5 protein-coding genes are annotated in these 15,444 nt (G+C 45.9%); 3 read left to right on the top strand and 2 right to left on the bottom strand.

From position 1 onward, the window contains the following. The first annotated feature begins 58 nt into the window (after positions 1-58). The 3 genes from H6G92_RS27865 (at position 59) to H6G92_RS27855 (ending at position 9,832) form a co-directional block, all read left to right on the top strand. Positions 59-385: a peptidoglycan-binding domain-containing protein gene (locus H6G92_RS27865; protein WP_190898644.1), complete on the top strand. Its 327-nt coding sequence runs from the start codon at positions 59-61 to the stop codon at positions 383-385. A gap of 150 nt (positions 386-535) precedes the next feature. Beyond that, positions 536-718, top strand: a complete 183-nt coding sequence (locus H6G92_RS27860; RefSeq protein WP_190898642.1) for a hypothetical protein — start codon at positions 536-538, stop codon at positions 716-718. A gap of 48 nt (positions 719-766) precedes the next feature. Next, the gene (locus H6G92_RS27855) at positions 767-9,832 is read left to right on the top strand and encodes a Tc toxin subunit A-related protein (protein WP_190898640.1); all 9,066 of its coding nucleotides are present in this window, start codon (positions 767-769) and stop codon (positions 9,830-9,832) included. 360 nt (positions 9,833-10,192) lie between these two features. Here the strand turns inward: H6G92_RS27855 and H6G92_RS27850 are convergent, their stop codons facing one another. Together H6G92_RS27850 and H6G92_RS27845 are read right to left on the bottom strand one after the other, a co-directional pair. Next, positions 10,193-10,573: a hypothetical protein gene (locus tag H6G92_RS27850; RefSeq protein ID WP_190898630.1), complete on the bottom strand. Its 381-nt coding sequence runs from the start codon at positions 10,571-10,573 to the stop codon at positions 10,193-10,195. Between the two features lie 119 nt (positions 10,574-10,692). After that, complete coding sequence (locus tag H6G92_RS27845) at positions 10,693-14,988, bottom strand: strawberry notch family protein (protein ID WP_190898628.1); 4,296 nt, start codon at positions 14,986-14,988, stop codon at positions 10,693-10,695. Positions 14,989-15,444 lie beyond the last annotated feature (456 nt).

Here is a 15,444-nt window from a genome sequence, read left to right as displayed (position 1 = left end):
TCACAGTTGCAAGCAAGTTTAAGTTTCAATTGATGTTCTGATGTAAGGAGCTCTCACCATGAATCTCGAAGGACGTAATCTTGAACCCAACATGAGCGGTGATGATGTTCACCGCCTGCAAACGGAATTGAATCAGCTAGGCTTTACCCTTGGGGTCAATGGCTTGTTTGACTCCATGACTTTCCTGGCAGTTCAACGATTCCAGCGAGATCATGGGCTGGAAGCAAACGGCATGGTCAATGAAGAAACCGCTCGACGCATTAACGCCGAAGTGGACGCTTTGACTACCCCGCCATTCATTGTCAAAGGACAAGTCCGTCAAGCCGATGGCGATCCGGCTGATGGGGTTTTGGTGTCTGCTTTCGATATGGATTTACGCAACTAGCAAATTCTGGGTCAAACACAAACGGTTCGCCAAGGTGGTTATCAAATTGCGTATAAAGCAGATCAATTTCGCAAGCAAGAGAAAGGCAAAGCCGACCTCGTTGTTAAAGGCCTTGCTACCAATAATACAGTCCTGGTTGCTTCGCCCATTTTGTTCAATGCCCCAGCCGTTGCAGAGATTGATTTAACCATTCCCGCTAAGGTTTTCCGTCCCCTAGCCCTCTTTGACAAAATCCGACGAGAATTAGCTCCCCTACTTAAAAACTTGAGAGCCGAAGACCTGGAAGAGAGCCAGGAGCATGTGGAGCCAGTAGTCCTCAAGACATTGGTATAGGTATCATGAAAACGTTTTTAGCCCAATAAATAATAAAGGAGGATAATCATGGAACTGCAAGGACGAAACTTATCCGTAAAAATGACAGGTGAAGATGTCACTCTCCTTCAACAAGAACTGCGCCAACTCGGCTTCACCATTGAAGACAGAGAAAGTTTATTTGGTAACAGCACTTTCCTAGCTGTACAAGAATTCCAGAGACAGCAAAGCATCGAAGCAACGGGTGTCGTAGATGAAGCAACTGCCAGACTCATCAACGCAGCAGTAGATGCACTACAACCTAAGTCATTCATTCTTCAGGGAGAAGTTGTTCAGGTAGACGGCACTCCAGTTGTTGGCGTACAGGTACAAGCCGCCGAGAGGGGGTTGCGTCGCGAAACCCAGTTGGGTACAACAACATCCGATGAGGCAGGGCGCTATAAAATTGAGTATCCTCGCCCCGAACAAGGTAGTATCAGCCTGATTGTCCGCGCTGTTGACTCAAGCGGTAACGTGCTAGTTGCCTCTCCCACCATTTGCAAGGCAAAACCCGTAGAAACCGTGCAGCTTGTTGTCGGTGGTTCCTACACAGGGCCATCAGAGTACACGCAACTAAGCAACCAACTCATTCCCATTCTCCGGGCAGAAGGAGTCAGCGCCACCGCACTCACTGAAGAAGATATCGATTTCTTGACGTGCAAGTATGAGCTAAACCCGGAACAGGTTACTTTTTATGTTCTGGACGCACTGCTGGCAACAGAAACTGGCATACCAGAAGCAGCGTTTTACGGATTCTTCCGCCAAGGGCTTCCCACCACTCTCCCCGACTTGCTTTCCCAGGATAGAGAGGTACTGCGCCGTTCCCTAGAAGATGCCTTAGATGAAAACATCATTCCCGCAAGGCTGCGCGAGTCTCTAGATAAAATTCTCGCACGACTCCAGGAATTCAGCGTCGAATACGCTTTATCAGAATCAGAAATTCCTGGCAAGTTTTCCTTGGGTGCTTTGTTGGAAGTCGCAGGTTTGAACCCGGAAAAACGGGTAGCATTCCTGACTCGTTACGTAGCTTACACTGGCTCAATTGAGGAATTCTGGTCAAGGTTACGGGAAGACTCCGAATTTAATCAAAACGGTGCAGTAGAACAATTGCAATTCACCCTACAATTGGGCATTTTGACGAACAATCATCTGCCCTTAGTAGGAGCATTAAAAGCCAAACCAGATGTTAACAATCTGCGAGACTTAGCACGATTTGATGTTGCCGATTGGCTAGAGTTAATCAATAACCAACAAATTGGCACATCGCCAGACATTTCCGGCGAGAATCAGGCAGAAAAGGCTGAGAACTATGCCAAGGCAATGGTCGGAATGATGGAAACCACCTTGCCGACAGCCGTGTTCGCCAGTCGCCTAGCAAAAGACAACGACAGCCCTTTTGCCAACCAAGCAGATTTAAACCGCTTCTTTGCAAACAACCAAGATTTTGAATTATCAACTCCAGTTGAACGCTATTTGGCAGCTCATCCTGAAGCTCTGAGAGGCATCGAAGATGAACAGGGTGTGAGAAAAGAACTGAAGACCACCGAACGGTTGTTCCGTATCGCCCCCGAAGTTAACCGTTATTCTGCTGTGCGAACCTTGAGACAAGGCGGTATTACTTCTGCCAAAGCCATCCGGGAAATGGGGCAAAGTGCCTTCGTCAGGAACTACGCCGAGCAAATTGGAGGCACAGAAGCAGCACTAACTCTTTACCACAATGCCAGCCAAACTGCTGCAACGGCACTAGCGCTCTTCGCTGATTATAGTGCAGCGATGAACAATATTTCCCTCAATGTAATTGACTCGATAGCCTATCAACCTTCTCAGAAACTTCCTAACTGGAAGACCTTGTTTGGCTCCGCAGATTTCTGTGCCTGCGAACACTGCTGCTCTATTTACAGCCCTGCTGCCTACCTTGTTGATAGCTTGCAATTTTTGGCAGGGGTATCTGCTAAAGGAGGGAAAACCGCACTGAATGAGCTATTTGCCAAACGCAGAGGTGACATTGGCAATATTAAGCTTTCCTGCCAGAACACCAACACTCCACTGCCCTACATAGACCTGGTAAATGAAATTCTCGAAAATGCTATAGCGCCTACCAACAAAGTCTATCAAACAGAAGGCACGGCAGAAGAGTTACGCGCCATGCCGGAACACCTAAACATCAAAGCTTACCAAATACTCAAAGAGCAAAAATATCCCTGGAATTTGCCTTTCCATCTGTGGAATGAAGAGGGGCGAGTGTATTTAGAACATTTGGGGATAAAGCGCTCCGATTTAATGAAAAGATTTTATCGAGGAGATAGCGAAGTACTTAAACCGTCAATTTATGACATTGCTATGGCAGCACTAGGGCTGACCGAATTGGAATGGAATATTATTATTGGTCTTGACTCCGATTTCGATAACGAGCCACAAAAGTTGTGGGGGATGTCTAATGAAGATGTAGGCGAAGCCTCAAACTGGGTGCAAGCCTTGAAACACGCACCAAAATTTTTGGAGAAATCGGGACTTAGCTATCAAGAACTGCGTGAATTGCTGCTTACATCGTTCATTAATCCACGCACAGTACCGTTTCCAGAAGGGCATCTCCGGATTGAATTTAGCGGTCAAGAATGCGATCTTGATAAGGCATCTATTATTAATCTCGATCAAAAAACAGCACTCAAAATAGTCCGCTTTGTTCGCCTACAACGGAAGTTAGGCTGGAGCATATTCAACTTGGTAAGGGCAATTAAAGCCCTGAATGTAGAGGATTTGAACGCTAACTTTCTAGTACAACTGTCCTATATCAAGCAATTACAGAGCGATTTAAAAGTTCCGTTGTCCCACTTGTTGAGCTGGTGGGGAACTAAACTCGATACTCGCACCTACGAACTCGACGGCGAAGTAATCAATAAGTCGCCCTATGCTGAAGTCTTTCTCAACAAAGCCTTCTTCAGCACTCCAGAAGAGATCGAACCTTTCGATCTGAATGGATCGGGCACGGAACTCAAAGCAACCCCAAATGATATCACCGAGTACATCGCCCCAATTGCTGCTGCTTTGGGCATCAGCAATGAAGACTTTTATTCTCTAAGCCCAACAATAACCAATCAATTAAATTTAGCCAATCTCTCTGGTTTATACTGTGTTGTCTCGCTGGCAAAATCTCTCCATCTCTCTGTCCGTGAATACTTGACGCTCTGGTATCTAATTGGAGGTATTCCATTCCAGTCCCCTCAAGAAACAATGCAATTTGTGGAGGAAGTGAGGTTCGTCTGGGAGTCGGCTTTCAGCCTGTCAGAATTGACCTATTTGTTGTGGCATATTGAGACACCAGCAATTGGGGTTGCACCAAAAACAGATAGCATTACCTTGATTCTGAGTACACTGCAAGATGGACTCAAAACAATCTCGGCTGAAACCACCTTGACACCTGACCCAACAGGTGAATTAACGAAAGCAAATTTAGCAAAGCTCCCCCTGGAAGGTGAAGAAGTCGAAAAAGCGATGACGCTGCAAAAAACGATGAAGTTGATTCAGGGGAATCAGCCATTGCCAAATGATGCGGAAGCTTTTATAAACGAGCAGTTTGGTTCTTTCCCTGAAGTTGCCCAGGCTATGGTTCAGCTCATGGTTAACAACGCGCCTACCGAACCAGAACAACGCTTTAGTAGTGTGCTGCAACCTCTCCTAAATTACCTGCGCCGTTACTTAAGCCAGAATCTCATCATCCGGGCAATGGCTGAGGCGTTGAATCTGGAAGTCCGTGCGGCTGAACTCTTACTGACGCAGTTAGTGATAGTTCCCACCGAACCCAACCAGAAGGCGATCGCGTTTTTTCTCAAACAAGAGTTTATCAACGACACGTTAACCGAAGAAGCCGTCAAAGCTTTTGAAGAAGCTGTCAAAACTTTCACACTTTTGTGGAAAATCGCTCTGATTCTCAACAAACTTGCCATCACCTCCATAATGCTACCCTGGCTTTTCGAGTCCGGGTCAGAGCTATTGATCAATTTGAACGCCCTGTCTTTCGAGAATACTGGTGTGTCTTTGGTGTCTTTCTCGCAATTGAAAAAGTTACTCCGTTTGATTAAGATGCGGGATGCCCTACGACTAGATGATCCATCTTTGCTCAAATTACTCAATGCAGAGAACAGACAAACGTTTGCTCAGGTATTGAGCGAACTGACTGGCTGGAGTGAATCAGACCTGAGGCTTTTGGCTAAACATCTTGATGATTTTCCCAACGAACCTACACAAAACTACGGGCTAATCAGTCTCTCCTTCCCAGAAGATTACCGAAATGGAGAAGCTCTGACGCGATTTCAGGCTTGCTTGGAGATGAGCAAACGGCTTGGTGTGTCAGCCCAAGAAATTTTTAAGTGGCTTACCCCCGATCTGACCGCCAAGGCAGCCCGCAGCATTCGCCTAGCTGTCCAAGCGAAATACGGCTTTGACCAGTGGCTCAAAGTAGCTTCGCCGCTGCGGGATAAATTACGTATACAGCAACGGAATGCACTTGTCTGTTACCTGGTGGGCGGGAATGCCAAGTTCAAGGATACCAACGACCTTTTTGCCCATTATCTAATCGATGTCGAAATGGCTCCCTGTATGCTGACATCGCGCATCAAGCAGGCAATCAGTTCAGTGCAACTCTTTATCCAGCGCTGCCTGATGAACTTAGAGCCAGACGTGACTATGACGACAGATGACGCTGACAAGTGGACTTCTTGGAAGAAGTGGTATCGCGTCTGGGAAGCTAACCGTAAAGTCTTCCTCTACCCGGAAAATTGGATTGAGCCAGAACTACGGGATAACAAATCGCCATTTTTCAAAGACCTAGAAAGCGAACTGCTGCAAAACGAAGTGACATTAGAGACGGTGGAAGGGGCTTTCCGGCGTTATCTAGAGAAACTCGACGAGGTAGCCCGCCTGGAAATCAGCGGTATGTACTACCAGGAAGGTGAAGAAATCCTCCACGTATTTGGTCGCACGCGGGGCATCCCTCACATCTATTACTATCGCCGCTGGGAAAATTCTGCCGATTGGACACCTTGGGAGCGAGTTGATTTGGATATCGAAGGCAATCATCTGATTCCAGTTGTGTGGAACCAGCGATTATACCTTTTCTGGCCCATCTTTACTGAGAAAGCCAACGAGCCAACTCAGCAAGAAAAAGAAGAAGGAAGTGAGCCGAGGAAATATTGGGAAATCCAACTGGCTTGGAGTGAGGACAAAAACGGAAAATGGTCTGCAAAGAAAGTTTCTGGAAATGAAAACATTGTTAAAAGCTCTGCCTTTCCACCAAAAAGAATGTACCGCTTCGCTTCAATTATAGAGGGTATAGAGGGAAACCTAATAATTTCCGTTTATGCGGCAAGTTTAGCTACTAACATTATTGGACGATTTATACTCTCATTTGGGGACGGGAATATTAAAACAGAAAGTCTTTTAGCCGAAACAGTTTCAGAAATAGTGGCTTCACGTTACAGTTATTTCCAAGACATGAAATTGTTGGAGAATCAACAACGTCAAGCATCTCCTGATGAACCACTTGTACTCATTTCAGGTCAGGTAGACAGCAACGGATTTGCGTTAAGCCCAGGAACGGATCTACCAACCCTTGAGAAAACTCCAGGAATTTTCACAATTGCTTTCCCTTCTCAGTTCCGGGATTTCATGACTCAAGCCCCGTTCTTCTATGAGGATGACACCCGAACGTTCTTCGTCACACCTCACGAACGTCAGCTAGACAGAATAACGTTGAATACCGCCTTGCCAGAGACAGTAGGGAGTGGCATACTTCTCAATTTCACCAGGAAGAATGTAGAAGAGCCTACCATCACTAATAGCAATGCGATAACAATAACGGCAGCACCATTAACAAATGTCGGTTCAAATGCAAATGCAGCATTCGCGCTTTCACTACAAAACCCTCCAAGAAATGGTCAGCTTCACATGGCTAGGAACTCCCTTTTCGGCAAGCACTACTTGTTTGAGATGTTCTATCACCCATTTGTGGGGCAGATCATCACGCATCTCAATTTATACGGGCTAGATTACACCCTCAACCCTATAGATACTAAAAAGCTATATCGCCAAAAATTTTCCACGACATTTTTTGATGAGTATGACCCAACATCTGCGGTGAAGTCTCCTCATCCCGTGCAAGACTTTGATTTCTTAGATGGAGCTTATTCACTCTACAACTGGGAATTTTTCTTCCATGCACCCTTCCTGATTGCTAACCATTTGAGCCAGAATCAACGATTTGAGGAAGCCCACAAGTGGTTCCACTATATCTTCGATCCTACGAATCGCAGTACTGATGTTTCTGGAACAAAGCGTTTTTGGAAAATCAAACCCTTTGTTGACAATGAAGATGCCACCAAGAGAATTGATAAACTGCTGAAACTGCTAAGTGAAGATGAAGACAATTCTAAAGAAAAGCAATCGTTAGTCGCTCAGATAGAGAAGTGGAATAATAACCCCTTTAACCCCCACCTAATTGCACGAATGCGGATTACAGCCTATCAAAAAGCTGTGGTCATGAAATACCTCGACAACTTAATCGCTTGGGGAGACCAACTCTTCCGCCGCGATACGATTGAGTCTATCAACGAAGCGACCCAGCTTTATATCTTAGCGGCTGAGATATTGGGGCCACGTCCACAGAGCATCCAAGCCCAAAAACGCGAGCCTGAAACCTACAATAGTTTGCGCGATCGCCTAGACGATTTTTCCAATGCTCTTATCGAAGTGGAAAACACATTGCCACCAGTGCAAGATAAGATAAGTCCTTCAAAGAAAAAAACACTGGGAATCAATGATTTTGCTGGAGCAGCGGATAATAAAGCTGCTCCTCCTAAGCCTGAACCTCCACATCCTCTGGGGACAATCCTGTACTTCTGCATTCCAAAGAACGATAAATTGCTCAGTTATTGGGATACCGTAGCCGATCGCCTGTTCAAAATCCGCAATTGCATGAACATCGAAGGCGTAGTTCGCGAACTACCGCTCTTCGAGCCACCCATCGATCCAGCTCTTCTAGTCAAGGCTGCTGCCGCAGGAATAGATATCGGCAGCGCTCTCAATGACCTCAACGCGCCACTACCCCATTATCGCTTCCAGGTCGTGCTGCAAAAAGCAGTTGAACTGTGTGCTGACGTGAAGGCGCTAGGCGCAGCATTGCTTTCAGCACTTGAGAAGAAGGACGCCGAGGAACTATCCTTACTGCGCTCCGGTCATGAAATCAAGCTGTTAGATGCTGTGCGTCAAATTAAAGAACAGCAGATTGATGAAGCAAAGGCAACACTAGAGGGCTTGATTCAATCCCGCATAGTCACTGAAACCCGACACCAGTACTACGCCAGTCGAGAGTACACAAATGCCAATGAAAAACTTCATCTGGCAAAATTAGAAACAGCGCATGTTTTGCAAACAATTGGACAAGGATTTGAACTTGCCGCCTCCACAGCCTTCTCAATTCCTGAATTTGATATAGGCACTTCAGGCATTAGCAGCCCAGTAGTAAAGGTGAGGTTTGGCGGTTCAAATGTTGGACAATCTCTACAAGCGCATAGTCGGTTTATGAGTTTGGTGGCTTCCCTAATAAGCTATCAAGCGACTATAGCCTCTATTAAGGGAGGGTATGACAGAAGACAAGACGATTGGAAACTACAGGAAGATTTGGCAGCTAAGGAATTAAACCAAATTGATAAACAGATTGTAGCTAACGAAATTCGTTTGGCGATCGCAGAGCGAGATTTGAAAAATCACGACCTGCAAGTAGAAAACGCCAAGGAAGTCGATACCTACATGGGGGAAAAGTTCACCAATCAGGAGCTTTACAACTGGATGGTGTCCCAAGTCTCAACCCTGTACTTCCAGAGCTATCAACTCGCATACGACGTTGCCAAGCGAACAGAAAAAGCATATCAGTTTGAACTGGGTATTACCAATTCCAAATTCATCCAACCTGGCTACTGGGATAGCCTGAAAAAAGGTCTCTTGGCTGGTGAAAAACTGCATTACGATCTCAAGCGTATGGAAGTAGCGTACCTCGACCAAAATAAACGCGAGTATGAGATCACTAAGCATATCTCCTTAGTGCTGCACAACCCACTGGCGCTAATCTCTCTCAAAGAGATGGGTGTATGCGAGATAGATCTACCTGAGGCACTCTTCGATATGGATTATCCCGGTCATTACATACGCCGGATTAAGAACGTCAATATCACCATCCCCTGCGTTACAGGACCTTACACCAGCATCAACTGTACGCTCACGTTGCTGAATAACAAGACTCGGATCAAAAGTACCCCAGTAGACCCCTATGTAGAAGGAGAAGATGATGATCGCTTCGTCGCTAACTTCGGTGCAATTCAGTCCATTGTCACTAGTACTGCCCAGAATGACAGCGGTATGTTTGAGCTAAACTTCAGAGACGAACGTTATCTGCCTTTTGAAGGTGCAGGTGTCATCTCCAGATGGCGACTCGATATGCCCAAAGACTGCAATGCCTTTGATTTCGACACCATCTCAGATGTCATTATCAAGCTCAACTATACTGCCCGTGAAGGTGGAGAGTTGTTGCAAGATAAAGCCAAAGGCGCGTTGAAGGGCTTACAGCAGACAGAAGGGCTGCTGCGGATGTTCAGTGCCAAGCACGAGTTCTCCACTGAGTGGTATCGATTCCTGCACCCCAGTGACGAAGTAACAAAAGCCCAAAGCATGAGACTTGACCTGACACAAGAGCGATTCCCATTCCAACTCCGGGGTAAGTCAATTCAGTTCAAGAGCGTACAGCTTTTCCTAAAGCTAAAAGATACAATAGCCAACCCTCCCCAATCCATTAACCTGTTTGTGACTAAACCTTCCGCAGCTCAGGACGAACTAAACAATCAAAACACAATTACACCCCAAAATGAGTCAACAGACAAAGTTACCCTTGAGCGTGACTCGACATTTGGCAATTTGCTGCACGGAGAAATGCCGAGTTCAGAAGGTTTCGGTTCTCGGTCAATTAAAGTTAGCAAGGATGACATAACGTCTATTCAGGATGCGATCGAAGACATTATCCTACTCTGTCACTATTCAGTCACGTCATAAAGTTGGGTAGACTTTCACATTTATTCCAAATATCAGGTAAGGAATAGCACTAAGTAAAGCTTTGCCTAAATTCGTAGTGAATTGACAGGGGTAAATTGTTGACAGTAAGGTGAGCATAGGTGGACTATCCCTCAACCATTCGGTAAGCTAATCGTTATTTATTTTTCCAGAATGATTTGCTCGTAGTAATAGCATCAGTCCTGCTTTTATGCAACTTAAATGCTGATTAGCTTACTAGATAAACTGTTAAATCAAGGTAAGCTACTGATTAAGTGGTATCGGAAAATCAAAAATAAAGGCAATGTCAACTATGTTGCAGCTTAAATGCTGATTAGCTTACCAGTGATATCGCTGACCAGTTTATGTAGTTGTACGCTCATCTGGGTTAAAGCTTTTTGCATCCATTGAATTGTGAACACAAGGACTTTTCGTGTCGAAATAGCGCCAAATTATTCTGGCATCCTTTACCGATATAGTTTCAGCACGGGTTCCCACGCCATTGACAGTATATTCCGCAAAAAGGGTAACATGATTTAGTCCTTGTTCTACAAGGTTTTGATAGACTTTGGGTGCTTTCAAAGGTAACGTGATTAGCCAGTTACGATTGATACCAATTGTTGAAAGGATTTGATTTTGAGACATGCGGTACTCTTTCGTCTGCTCTATTCTGATAGCATCAAACCGATAGCTGCCGATGTACAACTCAACAGCTTGGGCGGCTGCAAATTCTTTCTTAGCCATGATTGCTTTCTCCCCAAGAATTTCATCAATCCCTCGCGGAGCGCTTGCCAAAGCGATTATTAATTTTTTGAGGGTATAAAAAGACCCAGACACTAAATCTGGGTCTTTGAGGTTGGAAATTATCCCAAGATTTCAATCACAGCCGCTAGAATAGCTGGGGCTTTGTCTGAAACCGGAATGAATACCCGCTTTTTCCAGTTGATGATCTCGGTGAAGCAACCCACAGCTAAGAGTCGCTCTGCCAGCGAGATAGCATTAACCAGTTCTATGCGAGGTTCACCAGCAATAAAAGAACGTCGCAAAGTCACGCCACCCGGTAACTGCTGTGTATATCTCTCGTTCAGTACCAGCTTCACAAGTTCTTCTGGAGAAAGCACCTGATTTCTTAGTCCAAGTTGTTCGCGCACGGTTTGAATGTCGTGAGCATTCACCACCCGACCGAGAATCTTTTGTCCATCGCTGGTTTGCAACCGGAATACTCGGCTATTCTGCTGTGGTAGTATTTTCCAGATGGGTAGGAGAATACCAGTTACCAAATGCAGGAAATCGGTAGTGAACTTGGGCAGCGCATCTACCTCTTTCGACCAAGCAGCAATGAACGCATCGACACAAACCGCTTTCCAAGTGGAAGATTCTAAATCTTTAACTGGTATACGTGTTTCTTTTTGGGGACGGACGAGTAACACTCTTGGTACAACACCACCATCAGCGTCGAATAGACTGTGAGTTGGAATTGACACACCCGCATGACCAGATTTAGTATTAACAATCAGTCTCCCCTGATACTGAGTAGCAAACTCAAGCATCTCAATAGCTGTTCTGATGTTGTTCTTCTGAACGCGCTCAATCTTCAAGTAGTTGGTCACGCTACCAGTTTGAGTATGAGTATAAACTGATTCACAGCTTTCGATATTAAATCGTTCTGCTCGAAGTGTTTCCACTCCCACCTCATAAATTCCTGCCGCGATCGCTGCTTCAATCTGTTGACTTAGCAACAACTCAAAACGCTCGAAAATGATGTTTTGCATATCAATGCGTAAAGCCAGCAGTCGGTTAAGGAATTGGCGCAGGGGTGGGAGATCGATTTTCATGCCGCCTTCGTGGGAAGTGAGCGAGAGTCCAGTCATTTGCTCAAAAGTCCCTAGTGGAACTTCATAAAATCGACCTTGGTATATTTGTCTGAATAATTCATACAGCGCGTGTTCTGCATAGTTCGATTCCAGATTATCTTTAGCCTCAAATATCCCATTACCACCCGTCTGCCGTTGACCACGAGTAAGAGCGCCCAAGCTATCCAGCCTTCGAGCGATGGTTGAGATAAAGCGGCGTTCACCTATGACGTTAGTGGTTACAGGTCTGAACACGGGTGCTGATGCTTGGTTTGTGCGGTGCGATCGCCCCAACCCCTGGATTGCATTGTCTGCTCTCCAGCCGGCTTCCAACAAATAATGCGATCGCCGCCGACGATTCGCAGCATTTAGATCAGCATGATAACTTCTGCCTGTCCCACCAGCGTCACTGAAGATGAGGATTTGTTTGTCACCCTGCATGAATGCAGCAGTTTCAGCAATATTCGCGCCACTACCACGCGAATCAACAAACAAACGCCCGGAATCATCCTTGAGAACTCGCTTGCTGCGACCTGTAACTTCAGCCACTTGCTTATTACCGAAGTGCCACAGCAATTGTTCTAAAGCACCAGGGATTGGATCAAGACTTGCTAACTTATCTACTAAGGCATCTCTCAAGGCTACAGCTTCAATAGAAATAATTGGAGAACCATCGGCATCAAAGACTGGCTCGGATCTTTCTGAGCCGTCAACACCTGAATAGATGGAATGCAAATGAATGGGAAATGCACTCATCAGGTAATCCATGACATATTCCCGTGGAGTTAGATCAAGATTGAGATCCTTCCATTCTTCGGGTGCAACTTCATTGAGTCGGCGCTTAAGCAACTCTTCATTAGTTGATACAATTTGAATAACAATGGCGTTACCCACAGCTAAATCCTCTTCAATCGCTTTAATTAACTGCGGACATTTCATGCCAGTCAACAGATGGTTGAAGAATCTTTGCTTGTGCGACTCGAACTGAGACACCGCGCTCATCTTTGCAGCACGGTTGTAAGTTTTGTCACCAGAGATATTACAAGCTTCCAGGGCTTTATCTAAATTATTATGAATAACACCAAAAGCATCAGAATAGCTATTGTAAATCCGTTCCTGCGTGGGCGTTAAATCAATGTAGAGAGTTTGATACTCAACTCCCTCGAATGAAAGGCTCCGCGCCAGATACAGTCCCAAAGCCTTGAGATCCCTGGCGACCACTTCCATCGCGGCGATACCACCGCCCTCAATGGATTCCACAAAATCTTCACGGGAGGTAAACGGGAAATCCCCAGTCTGCCAAAGTCCCAGGCGATTGGCGTATGAGAGATTTGAGACTTTAGTTGCACCAGTCGCAGAGACATAGATAACCCGTGCTGATGGCAGTGCGTTTTGCAACCGCAGCCCAACAATACCTTGCTGGGATGCTGCAACCATACCAAGTTTGCCCTCTTGTGCCATTGCATTGCCCATGCTGTGGCACTCGTCAAAGGAGATAGTACCCTCAAAATCCTTACCTGCCCATTCAACGATTTGCTTAAGCCGACTTTTACCATTCTTTTGGGATCGTAGAGTTGAGTAGGTGCAGAATAGGATGCCTTGGGTGAACGGGATTGGGTCGCTAAGTTTAATGTTGCTCAGGTCGATGATATCTTTTTCACTACCTCCGAGCGCACACCAGTCTCTACGGGCATCTTCAATTAAGGCAGAACTTTTGGATACCCAGATTGCTTTTTGCCGCCCCTGACAACAGTTGTCGAGGATGATTCCCGCACACTGTCTTCCTTTCCCTGCACCCGTCCCATCGCCTAAGAACCAGCCACGACGAAATTTTACAGCATTTTCTGAGCTATTTGCTGCTACAGTCACATTATCCCATGAATCATCTACAATATAAGACCCAGATAGAAATTCACAGTGCGCCTGACCTGCGTAAATAACGCTTTCAAGTTGTGCCTCTGACAACAAGCCTTGTGTGATAATGTTGCTAGGAAGATGCGGTTTGTAATTTGGTGCTGGTGGCGAGACAAGTGCTAGGGCTGCACTTTCGCAAAGCAGCGAGGGATGAGGCAAAGCGTCCTTGATTCGGATTCGCTGTGGGCGATAGGTTTCGTATAAAGTATCTTTGAGTCCTTCAGTAACAGACCATTCGATAACCTCATACTCCAGAACAACCACATCTGAAATTTCTGCGGAGGGTTCTGGTAAAGCGATCGCTGTACGCTTCGTTGGCAGTTTAAGAACCTTCGCTGCAACGACAGCAGCTTTAATAGTTGCAGCATTGCATTGCGATGCCTGCGGCAACGTCAAAGACGAACGCCCAGGCAATTGCTGAATCAGTGCCAGTATTTCAGGCAGATCCAAAGTTTCAGTAATGCAAGGGATTTCGCTGGAGTCAGCCGGAACTTTGTCGATCACTGTAATCCGAGTGTCGACTTGTGTACCATGCTTTGAGTACACCTTGCCGTTAACCCCGACTGACATTAAAACTCGTGCCTTCTCCTGCCACTTAAGGAAAGTCTCTCGCCAGCTTGGGTTAGCTGGAGAAAACCAGTTGGCTGTGATTGTTACCAGTCGTCCGCCGTCAGCTAGCCTTTGCAATGCTGAGTTGATGTGGCTCTTAGTTGCGTCGGGGTTGCGACTGTTGATTTTGAGAGATGCAGAGAAAGGTGGATTCATCAGCACAACTGAGGGCTGAGTCTTGCCAACCAGATAGTCGTTAATCTGTTCCGCGTTTACTGAGAATAGTGGAGTGCCAGGGAATAATCGCCGCAGAATCTTCGATCTATCGGGTGCAAGCTCGTTGAGCATCAGACTTGCACTGTGCAGTTTAGCCATTTGTGCCAATAGACCAGTTCCGGCACTTGGCTCCAGAATCAAATCAGTAGCTTGTATAAATCCTGCTTTGGCTACCAGATAAGCAAGCGGCAGAGGTGTCGAGAATTGCTGAAGCTGTACTGATTCTTCACTGCGCCGTGTTTGCGTTGGGCAGAGGGCTGTTAATTCTTCTAATTGTTGCACAACCACTTGAGGTTGTTGTGATAAAATCTTAATTCCCAGATGACGCAGATATAAGATTTGCGCCACTTCCACAGCTTCGTAAGCGTCTTTCCACTGCCACGCACCGGACGCAGCAGTGCCTAGAAAATAGCGATTCATCTGGGCTTGGATTGTCCTGGTGGAGATAGTCCGTTGCTCAATCAGTGATTTGGTGAGTTCTTGAGCAACGTTGAGGATTGATTGCCCATAATCCAGAACTGTTTCTAGGTCAAACAGAGTTCCTTGCGTGGCTATAAGGCTGACCATATCTATTATATGAATACATCACTTTCGCTTTGGCGTAGCCGTTTGACCCGGATTTATAACCGATGCTCAAAGCCTGTGCAAGTGCCGGTTCACTAGTGGGAGCAGAGGAGAGTTCAATGTGCCTTGTTCTTTGCACTTTGCCCCTCTGTCCCTTCCCTCAAGCTTGTGAGAAATGCGGGTTTTAGCTAAGGACGGGTTAACTATAATTTTCTTGGTACTTTCCAGTTATCTTGCGTGGCTTAGTGGACTGGCGCTTAGTACTAGTTGAGGCGGATTTCTTAGACGTGGACGATTTTGCTTTAGCTCGCTTAGGTTTGGTCGGTTGCAAAAGACTTGTCCGAAAACTCCAAAGCCAGACTGTTCAAAGCTTTGGGGCAAAACTTTGATATCTTCGTAAAAACGGAGGCATAAGGCTTTGAGATAGTTAGTGATAGTTTAGAGACATAAAAATTAACT

The organism is Nostoc foliaceum FACHB-393 (assembly GCF_014698505.1).
In the GTDB taxonomy this organism is placed as follows: Bacteria; Cyanobacteriota; Cyanobacteriia; order Cyanobacteriales; family Nostocaceae; genus Nostoc; species Nostoc foliaceum_A.
The sequence above is the reverse complement of the archived record's forward strand: the minus strand, read 5'-3'. Positions and strand labels throughout refer to the sequence as shown.

Bases quoted from the DNA above. Each gene is read 5' to 3' on its own strand.
- H6G92_RS27850 (WP_190898630.1), bottom strand. From the start codon at position 10,573: ATGGCTAAGAAAGAATTTGCAGCCGCCCAAGCTGTTGAGTTGTACATC.
- H6G92_RS27865 (WP_190898644.1), top strand. From the start codon at position 59: ATGAATCTCGAAGGACGTAATCTTGAACCCAACATGAGCGGTGATGAT.
- H6G92_RS27845 (WP_190898628.1), bottom strand. From the start codon at position 14,988: ATGGTCAGCCTTATAGCCACGCAAGGAACTCTGTTTGACCTAGAAACA.
- H6G92_RS27855 (WP_190898640.1), top strand. From the start codon at position 767: ATGGAACTGCAAGGACGAAACTTATCCGTAAAAATGACAGGTGAAGAT.